This is a genomic window from Paraburkholderia sediminicola (assembly GCF_046026895.1).
Taxonomy (GTDB): domain Bacteria; phylum Pseudomonadota; class Gammaproteobacteria; order Burkholderiales; family Burkholderiaceae; genus Paraburkholderia; species Paraburkholderia sediminicola_C.
Genome location: NZ_JAQQEU010000014.1, coordinates 43,673 through 62,935 on the forward strand (window position 1 = coordinate 43,673; position 19,263 = coordinate 62,935).

General features: G+C 63.7%; 13 protein-coding genes. 10 read left to right on the top strand and 3 right to left on the bottom strand.

The genetic code is table 11. The features are described from left to right. The first annotated feature begins 424 nt into the window (after nt 1-424). Nucleotides 425-2,629 (top strand): serine/threonine-protein kinase, encoded by a 2,205-nt coding sequence (locus tag PQR02_RS12720; protein WP_408230618.1) that lies wholly within the window; start codon nt 425-427, stop codon nt 2,627-2,629. A 93-nt stretch (nt 2,630-2,722) separates the two neighbouring features. On the opposite strand, the gene PQR02_RS12725 is transcribed toward PQR02_RS12720, so the two are convergent. Beyond that, the gene (locus PQR02_RS12725) at nt 2,723-4,726 is read right to left on the bottom strand and encodes an SUMF1/EgtB/PvdO family nonheme iron enzyme (protein WP_408230621.1); all 2,004 of its coding nucleotides are present in this window, start codon (nt 4,724-4,726) and stop codon (nt 2,723-2,725) included. A 398-nt stretch (nt 4,727-5,124) separates the two neighbouring features. On the opposite strand from PQR02_RS12725, the gene PQR02_RS12730 reads away from it, so the two are divergent. From PQR02_RS12730 to PQR02_RS12770, 9 genes are all read left to right on the top strand, one after another. Next, nucleotides 5,125-5,595, top strand: a complete 471-nt coding sequence (locus tag PQR02_RS12730; RefSeq protein ID WP_408230874.1) for a DUF4399 domain-containing protein — start codon at nt 5,125-5,127, stop codon at nt 5,593-5,595. A gap of 46 nt (nt 5,596-5,641) precedes the next feature. Beyond that, nucleotides 5,642-6,076: a DUF4399 domain-containing protein gene (locus PQR02_RS12735; protein WP_408230624.1), complete on the top strand. Its 435-nt coding sequence runs from the start codon at nt 5,642-5,644 to the stop codon at nt 6,074-6,076. 280 nt (nt 6,077-6,356) lie between these two features. Continuing rightward, the gene (locus tag PQR02_RS12740) at nt 6,357-6,635 is read left to right on the top strand and encodes a hypothetical protein (RefSeq protein ID WP_408230627.1); all 279 of its coding nucleotides are present in this window, start codon (nt 6,357-6,359) and stop codon (nt 6,633-6,635) included. Between the two features lie 148 nt (nt 6,636-6,783). After that, complete coding sequence (locus PQR02_RS12745) at nt 6,784-8,385, top strand: efflux transporter outer membrane subunit (protein ID WP_408230630.1); 1,602 nt, start codon at nt 6,784-6,786, stop codon at nt 8,383-8,385. 251 nt (nt 8,386-8,636) lie between these two features. After that, nucleotides 8,637-11,267, top strand: coding sequence for an FHA domain-containing protein (locus tag PQR02_RS12750; RefSeq protein ID WP_408230633.1), 2,631 nt, complete (start codon nt 8,637-8,639; stop codon nt 11,265-11,267). Continuing rightward, nucleotides 11,245-12,618, top strand: a complete 1,374-nt coding sequence (locus PQR02_RS12755; RefSeq protein ID WP_408230636.1) for a beta-barrel domain-containing protein — start codon at nt 11,245-11,247, stop codon at nt 12,616-12,618. Before PQR02_RS12750 ends, PQR02_RS12755 begins: the two co-directional genes overlap by 23 nt. Nucleotides 12,619-12,655: 37 nt before the next feature. After that, nucleotides 12,656-13,408, top strand: a complete 753-nt coding sequence (locus PQR02_RS12760) for a peptidylprolyl isomerase (RefSeq protein WP_408230639.1) — start codon at nt 12,656-12,658, stop codon at nt 13,406-13,408. Between the two features lie 84 nt (nt 13,409-13,492). Beyond that, nucleotides 13,493-16,549: a peptidase domain-containing ABC transporter gene (locus tag PQR02_RS12765; protein ID WP_408230642.1), complete on the top strand. Its 3,057-nt coding sequence runs from the start codon at nt 13,493-13,495 to the stop codon at nt 16,547-16,549. Between the two features lie 2 nt (nt 16,550-16,551). Next, the gene (locus tag PQR02_RS12770; protein ID WP_408230877.1) at nt 16,552-17,907 is read left to right on the top strand and encodes a sigma-54 interaction domain-containing protein; all 1,356 of its coding nucleotides are present in this window, start codon (nt 16,552-16,554) and stop codon (nt 17,905-17,907) included. Nucleotides 17,908-17,957: 50 nt separating this feature from the next. On the opposite strand, the gene PQR02_RS12775 is transcribed toward PQR02_RS12770, so the two are convergent. Then, the gene (locus tag PQR02_RS12775) at nt 17,958-18,728 is read right to left on the bottom strand and encodes a PP2C family protein-serine/threonine phosphatase (RefSeq protein ID WP_408230645.1); all 771 of its coding nucleotides are present in this window, start codon (nt 18,726-18,728) and stop codon (nt 17,958-17,960) included. Between the two features lie 5 nt (nt 18,729-18,733). Beyond that, nucleotides 18,734-19,021, bottom strand: coding sequence for a hypothetical protein (locus PQR02_RS12780; protein ID WP_408230648.1), 288 nt, complete (start codon nt 19,019-19,021; stop codon nt 18,734-18,736). Between the last annotated feature and the right edge of the window lie 242 nt (nt 19,022-19,263).

The window sequence follows — 19,263 nt, forward strand, 5'->3', positions numbered from 1 at the left end:
GGTAAGTCTCCTGGAAAGAATTATCGCGATCCTGCGATTGGGGTCGAGCATTTTGTCTGCTCGGGTGTCACTAACGCATGGGCTGTGCCAGTTTTATTCAAGGTTCCTAATAAAGTTGATGAAGCCCCGCTGCACAAGGCTTGTACGACTCACGCATCGGTCGCAGACCCTGCGGCGGCATGCTTCGTCGACCGGCGAGCGGTGGCGCATGTCCGACAGCTCGCCGTTTGCTGTTGGATGCCGTGCGACACCGGCGTGGCGTGCCCGCGTGGCGCAGCGCGGGCCAATCCTGGTTTGCGAAAGCGCGGGCTGGGAGCTAGTATCGAAGCGGCACATGTAACTGGTTACGACAGGTTTTCTATCAGCCCGCGTGGTTTCGGTCGCATGCGATCCGGCCCAACGGCAGCGGCGGCGCTTCGCACAAATGGCTAGCCTTGCGCGTGTGATTCACGACTATCAGACCGGCGAGCTGTCCCGTGACGAGTTCGTGGCTCAACTCGACAGCACGTTGACGACTGGAGGACTCGCTCCTACGCAGCTGCTGGAGATGCTTGGCGCGGCGCATCGTCAGGCGCCGTTGCCCGAAGATCTGTACGTGGAAGTGCGGCGGCGTATCGAGCAGTTGCGCGTGTCGAACGTCGCGGCGGGCGGCGAGGAAACCGGCATTCAGACTTCGGTGGAGATTCCATCGGTGCGCTCTGCGAGCACGGGCGATTCAAGCGCCTCCAGCAGCGCGAGCAGCTCGGCCAGCGCCGCCAACACGCCCGGCGCGGCGGGCCACGATCAGATCAAAGGCACCGGCGACACGCTGAACAACCGTTTCGTCCTCGAAGAATGTCTCGGCGTGGGTGGCATGGGCACGGTGTACAAGGCGCTCGATCTGCGCAAGCTCGAAGCGTCGGATCGCAAGCCCTATCTCGCGATCAAGGTGCTCAACGTCCAGTTTCGCGGCAATCCGAATTCGCTCGTCGCGTTGCAGCGCGAAGCCCGCAAGGCGCAGGTGCTCGCGCATCGCAACATCATCACGGTGTACGACTTCGACCGCGACGGACCGATCGTCTATCTGACGATGGAGTATCTGAGCGGCAAGCCGCTCAGCCAGTTGCTGCGCACGCCGGGCTATCAGGGCATGCCGGTGCGCGCGGCGCTGCCGATCGTGCGAGGCATGTGCGCCGCGCTCGCTTATGCGCACGAGCGCGGCTTCGTCCATTGCGACTTCAAGCCCGCCAACGTGTTTCTGACCACCAACGCCGAAGTGAAGGTGATCGACTTCGGCATTGCGCGGGTGTTCCAGCGGCCCGAAGAGGAGAGCGACGCGACGGTGTTCGATCCGGGCAGTCTCGGCGCGCTGACGCCCGCGTATGCGAGCCCGGAGATGATCGAGCATCGCGAGCCGGACCCGCGCGACGATATCTATGCACTCGGCTGCATTACCTACGAGTTGCTGACCGGCCACCATCCGTTCGACCGGCTGTCAGCGACCCAGGCGCGCAATGCCGACTTCAAGCCGCAGCGGCCGCCCAACCTCGATTCGCGCCAATGGCGCGCGTTGCGCGCCGCGCTGTCGTTCGATCGCAACACGCGGATGCCGAGCGTGGTGCGCTTCATCGCGGAGTTCGACAACGAAGCGCGCGCGGAGAAGTCGGGTACGTTGGCGAAGGTCGGGCTCGCGAGTTTTGCCGTGGTGTGCGCGGCGGCGGTCGGTGTATTCGCGCTGCGCTCGGGACCGGGGCGTCAGGGTAACGTGCCGACGGATTCCGCGGCTTCGCAGGGGGTGGCGGATCGGGCGGAAGTCGCGCCGGATGCGAATTCGGCGGCGGCTGTTGCGCCGCCAGTTTCGCCGACCGTGGCAGCATCCGCTGCGCGAGATTCGGCGCCTGTGACATCGCCGTCGGCGCCGCTCGCCACAGCGCCCAAACCGTCACCCCCAGCGCCGCCCGCGCCCAAACCCGCACTGACTCTCGCCGCCGTCGCGCCCGCGTTGGCGCAAGTGCCTTGTTCGGCGCTATCCGCCAGCGTGCAGGACCACTCGCTGACGGTGCGCGGCTTCGTCTCGCAGCGCTACGGCGCGGGGCATCTGAAGGACACCTTGGCGGCGTTGCCCGGTGTCGATACGCTGACGCTCGAGGCACAGCCGCTAGCCGACGACAAATGCGACGTGGTCAAGACGCTCGCGCCGTACTGGATTCGCAACTGGCAAGCGGGCCGCGTCGCGGCTTTGCATGTGAGGCCGGCGGGCGGTCAGTTGCGCGAGGGCGACCCGTTGGTGGTCGACGTGACCACGCCGGGCTTCGACTCGTATGTGAATCTCGACTACTACCAGCTCGACGGCAACGTCGTGCACATGGTGCCGAGCCCGCGCGCGAAGGACAATCAGGCGCCGCCGCACTATGCGGCTACGATCGGCAGCGCGGGCGACTGGATCATTTCGAAGCCGTTCGGGGCGGAGATGGTGGTGCTGCTGATTACGCCAGCGCCGCTGTTCGACAAGCCGCGTCCGGAAAGCGAACCGCGCGCCGATTATCTGCGGGCGCTCGACACGCGGCTCACGCAAATCGGCGGCAAGTACGGCCAGGATCATATCGTCGCCGATTTCGCGCCGATCACGACGAAGCCTCACACGCCTTGAGCGCTTTGAGCGCTTCGAGCGAAGCGGACGAGACCTTGGATTGATCGCAGCCGCAGGCATCGATTGCGAAGCCGCCGCTGCGAACCGCAAGCGTCACTTGAGATCTTTGACGACCCGGAAACCATCCTGCGATTGACGCACCCCCGCGCTGTACTTGAAGCGCGTGGCGATGAGCATGTAGCCGGCGCCTTCGCGCCATGAGCCGCCGCGGATCACGCGCATTTCGCAGCCGGGGCTGTCCCATGCGTGGCCATCGACGGGCGCGCCCTGGTAGTTGTTGTGCCAGCAGTCGGCGGTCCATTCCCAGACGCTGCCGTTCATGTCGTACAGGCCGAGCGGATTCGGCGCGAACGACCCGACCGGCTCCGGCCCTTCCCTGTGCCACGGATCGCCGCAGTCCTTGCAGTTGGCGCTGCCTTTGCGCATCTGATCGCCCCACCAGTAGGCGGTCGTGGTGCCGGCCCGGTCGGCGTATTCCCATTCCGCCTCGGTGGGCAGGCGATAGGATTTTCCCGTGACTTTGCTAAGCCATTTCACGTACTGCTGAGCGTCGTCCCAACTGAGGTCGCGCGCCGGCGCGGCCTTGTTGGTATTGCTCTCCGGCGTGAGCTTCTGACACGCATTGGCTGCCACACACGCGTTCCATTGCTCGACCGTCACCTCGTATTTGCCGATCGCGAACGGCGCGCCGATGCTCACGTGATGGACCGGCTTTTCGGATGGATCGTCGGTGTTGTTGCCCATCGCGAACGAACCTGCGGGCACGGGGACCATGATCGGGCAGGTGGCGCAGTCGCGGCTCTCGCCGGCGCTGGGTGGATGCGTGGGAGCGGGCTTTTGCGCGACTGCGGCAGCGGGCGGCGGGGCGGGTGTCGGGGCGGGCGCCGTGTGCGCGTGCTCGGGCGTCGAAGCGCTGCTAGGTGCAATGGCCGGCGCCGCGGGCCGTGCCGTTTGCTGCGCCGGTGCAGCCGCAGGCGCGGCAGGCGGCGCGGCCGCTGGCGCGGCGCTCGCCGCCGCCCGCAGACGGTCGATGCGCGCATGAGCGAGCGTTGCAAAGCGGCCGTTCGGATAGGCCTTCAGATAGGCTTCGTAATCGGCCGGGTAGTTGCTGTCCTTGATCGAATTCCAGAACGTGATTTCGTATTGCTCGCTACTGTCTTTCGGCAAAATGCCTCTGCTGTGCAGCGTGACGACGGGGTCATCGTGATCGGCTCGCGCGAGCAGCGCGCTGGCGTCGCGCTGAGCGGCATCGCTGAGATGAAGCGATAGAGGAAGCGCCGCGGCAATCCACGGTCTCTGCTCGCCGCCGGTCGCAACCTGAACTTGCGCGGCGACACGTTGAAACAGGCCACCCAGCGTTTGCGGCGACCCGCTATTCAGCGCACGCAGCAATGCGTTCGTATAGACGCCGTGCCGTGCGCCATCCGCCGCGAAGCCGCCGGGCGCGGTTGCATAGGCGATCAGCGTGTCGGCGGGAGGCGCTTGCGGGTCGCCGGTTGCGTCGCGGGCGAACGGGTTGTTCAGGCAGGTATCGAGAATCACGAGATTGAGCCGGCCGGCGCGCGGCGGCTGCATCGCCTGCAATACACTTTGCAGCTCGATGCCCTGGCTCGCTAGCGAAGCCGGCACGCGCGCCTCGACTCCGGCGGACATGAGCAGAGTCCGCCGGCCAATTTGCATGCCGTGTCCGCCGAAATAGAAGAGACCCACACCGCCTGCCCGCAAGCGCTCACGGAATTCGCCGATCGCTTGTCGCATTGCTTGCGGTGTGGCATTCGTGAGCGTGACGACGTCGAAGCCGAGCGCGCGCAGCGTGTCGCGCAGGGCTTCGGCGTCGCGCGGCGCATTGCGCGGGAGCGGGTCCGCGAAATCGCCATACGCGCCGTTGCCGATTACCAGCGCGACACGTGGAGACTGCGCATTGCCGCGCGATGGCGTGAACGGCGTGACCGTATCCGTCACAGCCGCAGCGCCCCCGGTCGCTGCATCTGTCGCAGCCCACTGCGCATGGTCGCGTTGCGGCGCGGCGGCGCAAGCATTGCCCCATTGCGCCTGCATTGCTCCAGCCATGCACACCAGCAGGAATATTCGCCACATCTTCACATCCTGTTTGTACCGGACAGAACTTAGGCATTCGCTGACCGCGCTGCTCGCAGCATTCGCTGGAGTACTTGGGGCGAAGCATCCACGCCACCGACCGTCCATCTGCGACCTGTTAATAACGATAGCACGCGCTTCGCGCGTCACAACCGTCGCGTGCCTCGACGCGTCATACGGTTAACGAGTGTGGCGTATCTTTTTGGCAAGTTACGTCCTAAGCTAATTCACAAAGTAACGCCGCACACTCGTTTTAACTACGCGGCCGTTCAGTCACTCGCGCCCGCGGCATCCAGCCGGAATGCGTGCCCCGCCTTTTGCGCAGCCGAGGCGGCCACGACCCCTCTTCGGGAGAGTGCGCTATGCGAAGAAGAATCCTCACCCCCGTTACTTTCGACATGCGCCGTCCAGTGCAGGCGCGCCGGGATGCGTTGCGTGCCGCCGTGTGCGCGACGTTCCTCGCGGCGCTCGGCAGCGTGGCGCCATGGCGCGCCGCGCAGGCGGAGCAGACCGCGTCGCCGCCCGGCGCGGAGGAATACATCATCTGGCCGTCGGATGGCGCGGTGATTCATGGCGGCAAGCTGTGGGTGCGCATGGGCTTGCGCAACATGGGCGTGTGCCCGAAGGGCGTCGCGTTTCCGAACACCGGCCATCACCATCTACTGATCGACACCGACCTGCCGCCGCTCGACCAGGAGATTCCATCGGATCGCAATCATCTGCACTTCGGCGCGGGTGAGACGGACGCGCGCATCGAGTTGCCGCCGGGCAAGCACACGTTGCAACTGATTCTCGGCGATCACAACCACGTGCCGCACATGCCGCCCGTGTATTCGAAGAAGATCACCATCACCGTGCAAAAAGACTAGCGCGATCCGTTTCTTCAAAACGGCTTCGCCAACACGGAGAGACCTCATGTACAAGATCATTGCGGTCGCGGCGCTTGTGGCATCGGTGGCAGGGGCCGCGCCGGAATTCGCGGCGGCCGGCACGACGCCGGCCCCACCCGGCGCACACGAATATATCGGCTATCCCAACGACGGCCAGGTGGTGCCCGCCAACAAGCCCTTCAAGGTGTGGTTCGGCTTGCGCTTCATGGGTGTGGCGCCGAAAGGCGTCAAGTATCCGAACACCGGCCACCATCATCTACTGATCGACACCGACCTGCCGCCAATGGATCAGGAAATACCGTCGGACCGCAACCATCTGCATTTCGGCGCGGGTGAAACGGAAACCATGATTCAGCTTCCACCGGGCAAGCACACGTTGCAGCTGCTGATGGGCGACGACATGCATGTGCCGCACAATCCGCCGGTGTATTCGAAGAAGATCACGGTGATCGCGCGCTGAGCCGAAGCGCAGTGCTTCGTTCGCCTACCGTCGCGCAGCGGCCAACAGCTTCTCAGGAGTTGTTGGCCATGATCCACCATCCCATCCTGGCCGTCCTTGCGCTACTGCCGTGAATGATAGGGCGGCACACCGGAAAACCCCTTTATTTACAGCCCTCCTGCAGATTTCTCCGGACCGGAAAGCCATGCTGGCACAGCCCATGCATTAATGCCATCCGAGCAGACAAGTTGCTCGAACCCGAACCCAGCACTGCGCTTTTTCCCTTCCCAGGAGATTTACCATGAACACGCTGATGATCAAAGACCTGTCCCTCACCGAAGAACTCAACAGCAAAGCGATGAGCGCCGTGCGCGGTGGCACCGGCTATCCGTCGTCGTCGTACTTCAACTTCATGCCGGTGTATGCGCCGAACAACAGCAAGACCGTCAACGCCACCCAAATGATCAGCACCGCGACGTATATCGAGAACGCGAACGGCAACAACGCGGCGCTCGTCTCGGGCATCACGACCAACATCAATCCGACTGTTGAATCGAGCAACAACATCAACGTGTACTGAGCGGCGCGGACCACGCGCGGGCCCGCCAGCCTGCGCGCGGTTCCTTCCGCATCGGCGCTCACTAAAAAATACAGATCGTTCAATCGTCTTTTCCACGCACCCCCTCGCGTCACCGCCCGCTCCCCCGCCGACCTGCCAGCCCGCTTCGATGAAGAAGCCGCGCAGGAGAGGCTTTGTCCGAAAGCGGCGTTCTTTTCGTGCAGCGCGGCGGGCGTCATCGGAGACTATCGTGTCAGCGTTGCTTGATTCATTGGTCTGTCAGCGCTTCTGCTTCGTTACGACATCGGCGCACCATGCCTGCGCAGTTCGGTCACCGCGTGCGAGCGGGCGGCCTCGTTTCGGCGCTGCGCTGCGCGGCGTCTGCACGGCAACGGCATGCGCGCTGTCGCTGAGTGCGTGCGTGGATGTCAGCATGCCCGACTACAAGCGCCCGGACACGCCCGCCAAAGCGTCGTGGTCGGATCAGAAGGGCGGACCTGTGTCGGCCGCCGCGACCATCGTGCCCGATTGGTGGAAGGGCTTTCACGATCCGTATCTGGATACGCTGATCGCCAAAGCGATTGGGGGCAACTTCGACATCAAGGTGCTGGCCGCGCGTATCGGCGTCGCCGGCACGCAGATCACCGAAGCCAAAGCGGGTGCGCTGCCGACCATGGATCTCGGCGCCGGCGCCGATTTCGAAAAGACCACGGGCCGGCCCCTGACCAGGCAGTACAACATCGCGGCGCAGGTGAACTGGGACATTGATATCTGGGGCAAAGTCGAAAAAGGCGTGCAGGCGCAAAAGGCCGAATTCCACGCCAGCGAGGCGGATTGGCGCGCAGGTTATCTGGAACTGGTGGCGAACGTCGCGAGCACCTACTTCCAGATTCTGCAGTTCGATGACCAGATCGATCAGCAGCAGAAAACGCTCGTGACGAACAGGCAGATTCTGACGATCTACGAAGGCCAGCGCCGCAACGGCCTCGTGCCGCAAACCCAGGTATTGCGCCAGCAGGCGGAGATCAACCGGCTGACCAATGAGCTGCTCGAACTGCGCCGTTCGCGCGCGATTGCCAATAACGCGCTGTGCACGCTGATCGGCGTGCCGGCGGGCGAGTTTCAATTGCCGCAAGGCCATTTGCAGGAACGCGTGCAACTGCCGGCGGTGCCGGAAGGCTTGCCCGCGCAGCTGCTTGCGCGGCGCCCCGACGTGGTGGCGGCGGAGTTCAGGGTGCTGGAGGCCTACGACCTCGTCGGCCAGGCCAAGCTCGCTCAATTGCCGACCATTGGTCTCACGGCGCATGGCGGTACGGCGAGTTTCGCGCTGAACGACCTGCTGAAATCGTTCACGTTCGGTTTGATGCCGAGCATCAACATCCCCATACTCGATCCCGGCGTGCGGGCTCACGTGAAGGTGACCCAGGCGCAATCGACGGTGGCCGAGCAGCAGTATCGCGTGGCCGTGATGGGCGCGTTCGAGGAAGTGGAGAACGCACTGGTCAATCTGAGTTCGCACAAGGCGCAGCGCGTGGAACTGGAACAGCAGGTGTCGCGCCTGCAAATCGTCGCCGATCAGATTCAGTCGCAATTGCGCCTTGGCGTGGTGTCGCAACTGGAAGTTTTCGAAACTGAACGGACTTTGCTGGAAGCGCAGCAGAACCTGCTCGCCAACCATCAACTGATTCTGTCTGACACGGTGCTGCTTTATAAAGCGCTCGGCGGCGGCTGGCCGAGCGTGGATGTGCAGGCGCAAGTCAAGGCAAATTAACGGTCAAGTAAAGGAGCACTGAGCTAATCCGCCAGGCCGCGCGCAATGCAGAAAGTCCGGCCCCGGAGCACGCGTTGTTTGCCTTCCCCATCAACGATCTGAAAATTGAACACTCGCCATGCGTGACTTACAATTGTTGAGCCGCTTTATTTCAGGCGGCTCATTACAAAAAAACTATTCCGCTGTTGTCCTTCGTCTCGTTTCCGCTGCGCTCTCGTCGCAGCGGGTAAACGCTTAGTGATCCAGATAAAATGGCCGCCGGCGAAGCTCCGATTGCTGAGATGCGCGCGACAGTGGACGCTGCCTTCGACGTGGTGCTGTCACCAGTTGCGTCTTCGCAACGTCCGGCGCTCGACGCGATCCGGATCGTCGACAACCTGTTCGCGGTCGGCCGCAGCGAGGCCCCCTTCACCGACTACCCGGCAGAGCGCATCGCACGGCTCTCGCGCCGTCATGCGCGGATTTTCATCGAGCACGGCGCGCTGTATGTCGCCGACCTCGGCAGCAAGAACGGCACCATGTTGAACGGCGCCGCGGTGCGCCAGACGCCGGCGCACGTGCGGGCGGGCGACGAACTGTGCTTCGGCGGCGAGCTGTGCTACCGGGTGAGCATCGAGCCGCGCGCACGCATTGTGGCAGGCGCGAGTGCCGCGCCCGCTCCGGGCCTGATGCTGGTGCCGCAGCGCAACGACCTCGGCTTGCAGCCGATCGAGGTGCAGGCGTTCCCGTTTCTCGTCAGCAAGGCGGACGACGTTTTTGCGCGCTACAAGGACCGCTATCCGCATCAGGTCAATTACATCTCCCGGCGCCACGCCCACATCTTTCTGAAGGGCGGCGAACTGTACGTCGAGGATCTCGGCAGCACCAACGGCACCTTCGTTGGCGGAAAACGCCTGGACGAATGCGCGCTGCCGCTGGTGGACGGCGACCTCGTTGCATTTGGGGGGGACCACTTCGTCTACAGGGTGTTGCTGCAGAAGCCCCATGAAGTCGAGCCCACCGTGACCCAACTATCACTGAACCCGGCCGTCGAGGAGGCGGTCGATACCGACAAGACCACGTTCGTAGGCGCCGCGCATTCGTTCCTCGATATCTTTTGTGTCGACCCGGCGCTACAACGCGAAGACGAAGTCAACGAAGCGGGAGCGTCCGTCTCCGCACAGGCTAAACGTGACGCACTGGGCGGCTCCGCGCGGGCGCCGGCCGCCGGCCATGGCGCGAAGGGTGCAAGCGCCGCGAATGCGCCGAACCGGGCGAACGGCGCGCAGGGGGTGAACCAACCCGGCGCCGCGGCCGCCGTGAAGGGCAAGCCGCGGCGGCGCTGGCGTCTGCTTGCGGGCGAACTCGGCAAGGCGTTCGCGGACGGCGAGCGCACCAGCGTCAAACGTATCGCGGGCTGGGGCGGCGCGGGCGTCGTCGTGGTGGCGGCGGTGGCCGTCGCGCTTTACCTGCACGGTTCGTCGGAGCGCGAGTTGAAGAACCTGCTCGCGAGCGGCGATTACACCAGCGCGGTCACGGCGGCAAAGAGCTATCTGGCGAGTCATCCGGCGGACACGAAGGTGAGCGCGCTCGCCAGCGAAGCGCTGCTGAAGGCGAAACTGCCGGGCTGGCTGAACGCGTTGCAGAAGGCGCAGTTCGAGCAGGCCGACGCGCTGCTCAAGGAAATGCAATCGTTGACTGCGAATAACGCGGACGCTGCGTCGCTGGTCGGCGAATTGCAGTGGGTGGGCGACCTGGAGCGCTTCGTGGCGGCGCGCGGCGGCGTGGATGCGCCGATCCGCATGTATACGGACGAGTCCACGATCAACTCGCTGCTGCAACGCTGGGACGACGATGCGAAGACCCATCAGCGCGCGCTCGACCGGATCGCTTCATACGTTCCGGTGTTCGCCGAGCCGTACGCGCAGGCGCTCAGTCACCTGCGCAAGCTGGAAAGCGACGACTCGGTGTATGTCGCGGCGATCGACCGGCTGAACGGCGTGATCCGCACCGAGCTCGCGCGCGACAAACCCGACGCGCTGCCACCCGTGCTCGACGATTACGCGCAGCGCTATCCGCGTCTCGCGGGCCTCGACCGGGTGCGTGAGGATTTGCGTCAGTACACCGCTTTGCTGAATGCCGCGCTGAGCCGTCAATTGACGCCGTTGCTCGCGATGCTGAAGTCGGTGCGTTTTAGCACGCCGCCTTTTCAGGCGCAGTTCCAGCAACTCGCGGCGAGCCGTTTGCCGTCCACGGACGTGATCGAGCGTCATGACGCGGTGAACGCTGCGTGGCAGCGCGGCGACGCGCAGCAGGCATTGGCCGGTTTGCAGGCGATGCCTGCGGGCCCATGGTCCGACGTGCTGGCGGCGGAAGCGGCGCACAAGAAAGCGTTGCTCGACCAGTACGGCGATTTGCAGAAGACGCGCGGCGGCAAGGATTACGATCAGCGCCTGCTGTCGTTCTACGCGAGTCTCGATCCGCAGACCGATGCGTGGTTCGTGCAGTCGATCCAGAAGGATGTCGCCGCGCTGCACGACAAAGCGCTGGCGCGCGCGCAAGATCTCATGCTGCGCGCCCAGAGCCTGTGGAAGGAATATCGTTCGAGCGGTTCGATCGGCGGCACGCAACGGCTCGAAGCGGGCATCTCGCCCGGTTTTCGCAGCGAGGCGCGTTTGCTGACGGATGCGCAAACGGCCGCGCAACAGGGCATGCGCATCTACACGCAACTGCAGGCCGATCATCCCGCCGACTTCGACCGCCTGCTCGCGGACATCCAGGCCGAAGCCGATTTGCAGCGCCGGTCGCTGACGGAATTGCGCATGGTGCTGGACCCGGGACTGTTGAAGGCGAAGCTGGCATTGATCGGAGGCGAGCAGAGTGAAGCGCGACAATCACCCTAAGCCTTTGTCGGAGGCGCTGGGGGACCACAGCGTCGAAGGCATCGCGATTCTCGCCGCCGAGCCGGTGCGGATCGCGCGCGCGCTGATCTGGGCAATGGTCGCGCTGGTGGTGACCGGCCTGCTGTGGTCGTTCATCGGCCGCGCGGATGTGATCGTCAGCGCGCAAGGGACGCTGTCGCCGGAATCGGAAGTGCGCCGCATTTATGCGCCAATCGACGGCGAACTGGCCGACCTCTACATTGCCGAGGGGCAGCCGGTGTCGAAAGGCGACGTGCTGGCGCGGCTGAATGCGCGCGGCGCGATCGAGGCGGCCAGCAATGCGCTGCAAGCGCAACTCAAACTCGAGGACGCCGAGCGTGACTGGAAGCAGTTCCCGGACAAGAAGGCGCTGATGGAGCGCAAGGCCGCTGCATTGAAGTCGCAGATGGAAGTCGAGGCGCGTCTGCACGAAAACCGCGTGTCGGAAGGCACGACCAAGCTCGCCGAAGGGCAGAAGGCCGAACTCGACGAAGCGCGCAGCGCGCTCGACAACGCGCGCCGCACCCGCGAGGCCGCGCGTCAGGAACTGGACCGCTACTCGAAGCTGTTCGCGCAGCCGGGCGGCGGCGGGATCGCCGAATTGCAGGTCGAGCAGAAGCGGACCGCCTCGATGGAAGCGGACAACGCCTACCGTGTCGCACAATCGAAGCTGGCGGAGCTGGACTTCCGCCTGAGTCACGAATACGCACAGGCGAATGCGCAACTCGAAACCAGCGGCCAGCAGACTATGGATCTCCAACTGCAATACGATTCCGCGGTGCGCGATATCACCGACGCGGAAGACAAGGTCCGCCTGCAATTGCAGAGCGCGCGACTCGTGTCCGAAGCCGCCGCGCGAATTCGCTTCGAGAACATCGACAAAGACAATTTCCTGCTGATTCTCGCGCCGGTCTCGGGCGTCATCACGGATGTCACGTCCACCCAGCGCGGCGACAAGATTCAGGCGAACGCGCCGCTCGGCGGCATCGCGCCGAAAGACGCGCGGCCCGTGCTGAAGATCGAAATCGCCGAACACGACCGCGCTTTTCTGCACGAGGGCCTGCCGGTCAAGCTGAAGTTCAACGCGTTTCCGTATCAGCGCTATGGACTGATCAGCGGCACGCTCGCCTATATTTCGCCGGCCACCAAGCCGTCGGCGCAGGACAAGCAGCCGGTCTACGAGGGCCGCGTCACGCTCGACAAGAACTACTACCAGATAGCGGACACCCGTTACCCATTGCGCTACGGCATGACTGCGAGCGCCGAGATCGTCGTGCGCGAGCGGCGTCTGATCGATCTGGGTCTCGATCCGTTCAGACAGGTGGCCGGTTGAACACGCTGACTACACTTCAATTAAAGGAGCGAATGAAATGACCGCGATAGTGCGTATCGATGATGAAGTCGTGGACGTGTCCGAGTTCATTCGTCTTCTGAAACTGACCGGCCAGTTCGAAAGCCTGATCGAGCAGATCGTGCGCGACAAGCTCACGGAGCACGCGGCGAAGAAGCAGGGCATTACCGTGAGCGCCGACGAGATCCAGCAGCGCGCCGATCAGTTCCGCCGCGTGCGCGGCCTGCATCGCGCGACCGATATGAACCAGTACCTCGACGTGCTGCACGTGAGTCTCGACGAGTTCGAGGCGTTCATTACCGACGGTTTGTATCAGGAGAAGATGCTCGACCAGGTCGGCAACGAGGCCGCGATCCGCGATTATTTCGCGCTGAATTCGCCGAAGTTCGACTCGATCGAGGTGAGCCATATCGTGCTCGACAGCGAGGGTAAGGCCAAGGAAATGATTTCGTATCTGCGCGACGATCCCGACAGTTTCGCGGACATGGCGCGCGAGCACTCGATCGCGGATACGCGCGAAGCGGGTGGCGTGATCGGCAAGGTGCTGCGCGGTTCGTTGAAGCCGGACATCGAAGCGAAGATCTTCAATGCGGCGGTGGGTGATCTGCTCGGGCCGTTTCCATCGGCGGACCGCTCGTGCTTCGAGATTTTCGCGGTGACGGCCAAATATCCGGCGACGCTCGACGCGGACGTGGCCTCCGAAGTCAGACGGCTCTTGCGCGAGAGCTGGCTGATCGCGCGCGCGCAGGAGCATGTGATCGAAGCGCGATAACCGGCATGCGCTGTTCGCCCGAGAGCGAAACCGCGCCGCCAGACCCAACGCAACGAATTCAGCCGAACCGAGGTCCGCAAGCACATGGACGCCCCCCAGACCGCGCCTTCCGCCGCCGAGTTTCTCGCCTCGGTCGAAATTCTCTCGCCGTTCTCGCGCGATGAGATCGAGCGTCTTGCCGACTACGCGCAAGCCCGCTTCTATTCGTTCGGCGAAACGGTCTGCTCCGCGGGCGAGGTGGCCGATGGTCTTTACGTGGTGCGCGCGGGCTCGGTGCGCATCTTCACCGAGGAGCACGGCAAGGAAACCAGCATGGGCGTGCGCAAGTCGGGCGAGATCTTCGCCGACATCGCGATGTTGCGCACGTATGTTCACGAAGCGTCGGTGCGGGCCTCGGCGAAAACCGAGTTGCTGTTCATCCCGCGCGCCGCGATCGAGCCGGTGATGGCCGCCAACCAGGCCGCGTTGGCGTTCGTCGCGAGCTATGTGGCGATCAGTTCGGCGGGCGGCTTCGTCGCGCAGCTGTTCGATTTGCGCGGCAAGCTGAACAAGGCGGAGCTGGAAGAGTATGTGCGCAGCGTCGGCGTGAAGCGGGTCGCCGCGGGCAAGGAGATCCTCAAGCAGGACGGACGCGACGACCGGCGGCTCTACGTGGTGCGGCAAGGCGAAGTGCGCATCGTCCGGCATGAGGACGGCCACGACTACACGCTTGCGACGCTCGGTGAAGGCGAAATCTTCGGCGAGAAGGCGTGCTTGATGCGTCAGGAGCAGATGGCGTCAGTGGTGGCGACGACCGATACGCGGCTGCTGGTGATTCCGGAGCGCACGGTTCATTTCATTCTCGAACGCAATCCGAAACTGCGCGAAGTCCTCGACGAGCGCATCCGTTACGGCGACCGCGAATTGCAGCGGCAAAAGCGGCTCGAACAGCGCCGCAAGCTGCCGCTGATGCTCGACTTGCAGAGCAAGCCCGAGTTCGGCGAGAAGATCATCAAGCGCTTCGCGCTGGTCGAACAGGCCGAGGAAATGGATTGCGGCGCCGCCTGTCTTGCGATGATATGCCGCCACTACAGCATCCCGATGACGCTCGGCAAATTGCGCGAACTCGCCAACGTCACGACCCAGGGCGCGACGCTCGACAGCCTCGCGCGAGCGGGCGAATCGCTCGGCTTCACGGCGCGCGGCGTGCAATGCACGTTCGATTCGCTGCGCGGCTTCGACCTGCCGTTCATCGTGCATTGGGAGGGCTACCACTACGTCGTGGTGTACGGGCTCTCGAAGGACTATGTGTGGGTCGCGGACCCGGCGCTCGGCTTCAGAAAACTGGCGGTCGAGGACTTCGAGCGCGGCTGGAGCGGCACGTGTCTGCTGTTCACCGGCGGCCCGCATCTGTTGCAGATGTCGGCGGCGCGCTCGCCTTGGATCCGCTTTGTCGGCTATCTGAAGCCGTACAAGAAGATACTCGGCCATCTGTTTCTCGCGACCTTCGTGATTCAGGTGTTGGGGGTGATTCCGCCGCTGATCATCCAGAACATTCTCGACGGCGTGATCGTGCATCAGAACGTCAGCCTGCTGCATCTGCTGATAGGCGGCCTGATCATAGCCAACGTGTTTTCGCAATTGATGTCGACGATCCGCGCGTATCTCGCCAACTTCATGGTGCGCAACATGGACTTCGCGATGATGTCGCAGTTCTTCAAGCACACCATGTCGCTACCGTTCTCGTTCTTCGCAAAGCGCAAGACCGGCGACATCTTCGCGCGCTTCCAGGAGAACCAGACGATCCGTGCGTTCCTCACCGAGTCCACCGTCACCACCACGTTGAACCTGCTGATGGTGTTCATCTACTTCACGATCATGTTCATCTACAACGTGAAGATGACCCTGGTGTTGATCGCGTTCGTCATTCCGATCATGGCGCTGACCGTCGTGGCCACGCCGAAGATCAAGGCCTACGCGCGCGAAGTCTTCACCTCGTCGACCGAATCGAAGTCGTTTCTGATGGAGGCGCTCGCGGGCGTCGAGACCGTCAAGGGGATGGGCATCGAGCGGCCGGTGCGCCTGCGCTGGGAGAAGAAGTACGCGAAGGCGCTCGAAGTGCAGTATCGCGCGCATGCGTTCAACATTCTCGTCGGCTTCGGCAGTCAACTGCTGAATGCCGCGACGACGATTGCGATTCTATGGGTCGGCGCGAATCTGGTGCTGGCGCGCGAAATGACGATCGGCCAGTTGATCGCGTTCAATGCGTTCATGGGCAGCGTGCTGGGCCCGCTGATGGGGCTCGTCGGCTTGTGGAGCATGCTGAACGACGCGGGTGTCGCGATGGAGCGCCTGGGCGACGTGCTCGACATCGAGCCCGAACAGAGGCCGCAGGATTTGCCGTCGCGCGTGATGCTGCCGGAGCTGCAAGGCGAAATCAGCCTCAGCGGCGTCTATTTCCGTTACGGCGAGAACGACTCGGCCTATGTGCTCGAAAACATCAGCTTCGACATCAAGCCCGGCGAACTGGTGGCGATCGTGGGACGCAGCGGCTCGGGCAAGACCACGCTCGCGAAGCTGCTGGTCGGCTTTTACACGCCGACCGAAGGGAAAATGAGCATCGACGGCTACGACCTCGGCGTGGTCGATAAAGCGTATTACCGCGCGCAGATCGGCTATGTGATGCAGAGCAATCTGCTGTTCTCCGGCACGATCGCGGAGAACATCGCCAGCGGTGACGACTCGCCCGACCGGCGCCGGATCGAAGAAGTCGCGAAGATGGCCGACGCGCACCCGTTTATCAGCAAGATGCCGCTCGGCTATGAGCAGATTGTCGGCGAACGCGGAATCGGTTTGTCGGGGGGCCAAATCCAGCGGTTGTGCATTGCGCGCGCGCTTTATCACGACCCGCGCCTGCTCGTCTTCGACGAAGCAACCTCCGCGCTCGATTCGCAATCGGAAAGCAATATTCTCGGCAACATGCATGACATTCTGAAAGGCCGCACGGCGGTGATCATCGCGCATCGGCTCAGCACGATCATGCGGGCGGACAAGATTCTCGTGCTGTACGAAGGGGCGATTGTCGAACAGGGCCGTCACGATGAACTGATTCAGCGTGGCGGGATGTATTACCAACTGGTCCAGAAACAGTTGAGTGCATGACGATGAAGATACTCGACCAGATTGAAGAGGCCAGCCCCGCGATTTCCTATGCGGGTTTGATCGAGCGCATCGAGATCTTGCGCTCGACATTGCGCTGGTCGTCGCGGCTGGAGCGCGCGGATATCGACAAGCTGCTCAGGCAAGCCACCTCGTTGCGAGACGAGGTGATGCAGCTTTCGCACAAGGAGCGCTTCGTGCAGGCGGCGGTGGCCGCCGAGGCGCAGCCGCCATCCGACCAGTCGCGCGGCGCGCGCAGAAAAGCGTTGCTCGAGCGCAGCTTCATTTTCGAGGGGACGTTCGGCGACAATCCGCGGTTGCTGGAGTCGCTCGAAATCGCCGAGAAGGCGGCCCCGACCGACTTGCCGGTGTTGATCGACGGTGAAAGCGGCACCGGCAAGGAGCTCATGGCGAAGGTGATTCACGCGAACGGCTCGCGCCCGGACAAGCCGTTCATCTCCGTGAACTGCGGCGCGATTCCGGACAATCTGCTGGAGTCGGAATTGTTCGGGCATCGCAAGGGCGCATTCACCGGGGCGTCGAATGATCGCAAGGGGAAATTCGAAAGCGCGCATACCGGGACGATCTTTCTCGACGAGATCGGCGAATTGCCGCTCGCGGGCCAGGTGAAACTGCTGCGGGTGCTGGAGGCGCACGAGATTCAACGCGTGGGCTCCGACGAAACGATCGCCGTCGACACGCGGATTGTCGCGGCGACCAATCGCAATCTGCGGCAGCTCAGCGAAGAGGGCAAGTTTCGCGAGGACCTGTTCTACCGCTTGAGCGTGATTCACGTGACGCTGCCGCCGTTGCGCGAGCGCCGCGATGAGATCCCGCTGCTGATCGCATGGTTCGGCGACGAAGCGGCCGGCACGTTAAAGCGCAGACCCGTCAGACTGACCCCGCGTTTGCGCGACTTTCTGCTGAACTACGCGTATCCGGGCAATATCCGCGAGTTGCGCAATGTGATGTATCGCATATCGTGTCTGGCGGGCGACATGGCGGACGTCGATCATCTGCCGCTGGATATGCGGCCGGCGGCGCCGGGTTCGGCGACTGTGTCGAGTGATGTGGGCGCGAGTGGCGGGGAGCCGATCAGCGTCGCGAATCTAATGTCGCTGAGCGACGCGAAGCGCGCCGCCAGCGACGACGCCGAGAAGGCCTTTCTGGAGCGCGGCCTTCGCGAAGTGAGCGGCACGGTCGCCGAACTCGCGCGGCGTATCGACATGAACCGCTCGCATCTGCAGATGCTGCTGAAGAAGCACGGTCTGCATTCGAAGGATTTCCGCAACCGCAATGCGCCGGCCGCGAGCAGTAGCGGCGGCAACGAGAACAAGAGTGACGAGGAAGAGGAGGTGTGAGGCTCGTCGAGCCCGGGCCGTAGCGAAGCAGCTTCAGCCGGCACGCGGGTTCAAGGCGACGGATTCAACAAGGTCTTGTCGGATGCATTCGGATCTTCCGCCTGCACGACCACCGCCGTGATGTTGTCGCGGCCGCCCCGCGCGAGCGCCTGCTCGACCAGTTCCTCGCACGCGTTCGCGCGCTCCGTCGAGGTCAGCACCGACACGATTTCGTCATCGGTCAGTTCGTTGCTCAGGCCGTCGCTGCATAGCAGGAAGACGTCGCCGTCGGCGACTTCGATCGCGTCGTCGTCGAGTTCGAGCTTGTCCGTTGCGCCCACCGCGCGCGTAATCATGTGCTGCGCCGGATGATGCCGCGCCTCTTCATCGGTAAGCACCCCGAGCGATTTGAGCTGCTCCAGCTGGCTGTGATCGCGGGTGAGTTGCCGCAGCTGTCCTTCGCGGTACAGATAGATGCGGCTGTCGCCCGCCCACAGATAGCCGCAGAAGCGGTCGCAAGCCAGCAGCACGACGACCGTGCTGCCGATCCGTTGCACCTGGCGGCGCGCGGCTTCGTCGCGCAGTTGACCGTTCGCGGCTTGCAGGCGCGCGCGCGCGTCGGCGATCAGCGTTTTCAGGCTAGCCGGCGACGCGAGCCGGCTCAGCGCGTCGATCACGAGACGGCTCGCGAGGTCGCCGACCGCGTGGCCGCCCATGCCGTCGGCGACGGCCCAGCGTCCCGGATCGGGCTGGTCGAGACAGGCGTCTTCGTTGATTTCGCGCACGCGTCCCGCGTCGGAACGCGCGGACGACGTCCAGCGAAATTGGCTGGCACAGGTCACAACGGTTACACCGTATCGTTTCTACTGCGGGCGTCGGGGGTGACACTAATGTTCGAGTTCGCGCCGGTGTTGCGGACATCGACCGACTGGAACTGGTTGATCATCTGGTTAGCATAGAAGTTGTTGGACACCTCGTACAGGTTGACGACGGGTCCCATGCTCGGCGTTTCGGGCACATACGGCTGAATCCAGCCGTACACCCAGGGCGCGCCGCCGCCGCCGCGAATTGCCGCCATCGCTTTGCGGTCGAGCGCGAGGTTCAGCGTGAGGTCGGTTACTGTGATGCGAGCCATGACATTCTCCGGTTGGCCGCGCAGGCACCGCGCGGTTTAAAAGGATCCGCACGGTATGGTGCAAGTGCTATGCCAACGTGCGGGCGCCCACGGCGGGGTTTGTCGTAACGCATTGATTGCTGGGCGATTCCGCGTGCTTGCCCCTGGTCGCGCCGGATCGCGCGCGCTCGTATAGGTCGGCTTGCAGCCAACAACCGCGCCCTCGGAACGGTGTGCGACCCGACACATTCGAGCGGCTTTTC

What these genes read in the sequence shown, in the direction of transcription:
- PQR02_RS12720 (WP_408230618.1), top strand. Translation starts at nt 425, where the DNA reads ATGGCTAGCCTTGCGCGTGTGATTCACGACTATCAGACCGGCGAGCTG.
- PQR02_RS12725 (WP_408230621.1), bottom strand. Translation starts at nt 4,726, where the DNA reads ATGTGGCGAATATTCCTGCTGGTGTGCATGGCTGGAGCAATGCAGGCG.
- PQR02_RS12730 (WP_408230874.1), top strand. Translation starts at nt 5,125, where the DNA reads ATGCGCCGTCCAGTGCAGGCGCGCCGGGATGCGTTGCGTGCCGCCGTG.
- PQR02_RS12735 (WP_408230624.1), top strand. Translation starts at nt 5,642, where the DNA reads ATGTACAAGATCATTGCGGTCGCGGCGCTTGTGGCATCGGTGGCAGGG.
- PQR02_RS12740 (WP_408230627.1), top strand. Translation starts at nt 6,357, where the DNA reads ATGAACACGCTGATGATCAAAGACCTGTCCCTCACCGAAGAACTCAAC.
- PQR02_RS12745 (WP_408230630.1), top strand. Translation starts at nt 6,784, where the DNA reads ATGAAGAAGCCGCGCAGGAGAGGCTTTGTCCGAAAGCGGCGTTCTTTT.
- PQR02_RS12750 (WP_408230633.1), top strand. Translation starts at nt 8,637, where the DNA reads ATGGCCGCCGGCGAAGCTCCGATTGCTGAGATGCGCGCGACAGTGGAC.
- PQR02_RS12760 (WP_408230639.1), top strand. Translation starts at nt 12,656, where the DNA reads ATGACCGCGATAGTGCGTATCGATGATGAAGTCGTGGACGTGTCCGAG.
- PQR02_RS12765 (WP_408230642.1), top strand. Translation starts at nt 13,493, where the DNA reads ATGGACGCCCCCCAGACCGCGCCTTCCGCCGCCGAGTTTCTCGCCTCG.
- PQR02_RS12770 (WP_408230877.1), top strand. Translation starts at nt 16,552, where the DNA reads ATGAAGATACTCGACCAGATTGAAGAGGCCAGCCCCGCGATTTCCTAT.
- PQR02_RS12780 (WP_408230648.1), bottom strand. Translation starts at nt 19,021, where the DNA reads ATGGCTCGCATCACAGTAACCGACCTCACGCTGAACCTCGCGCTCGAC.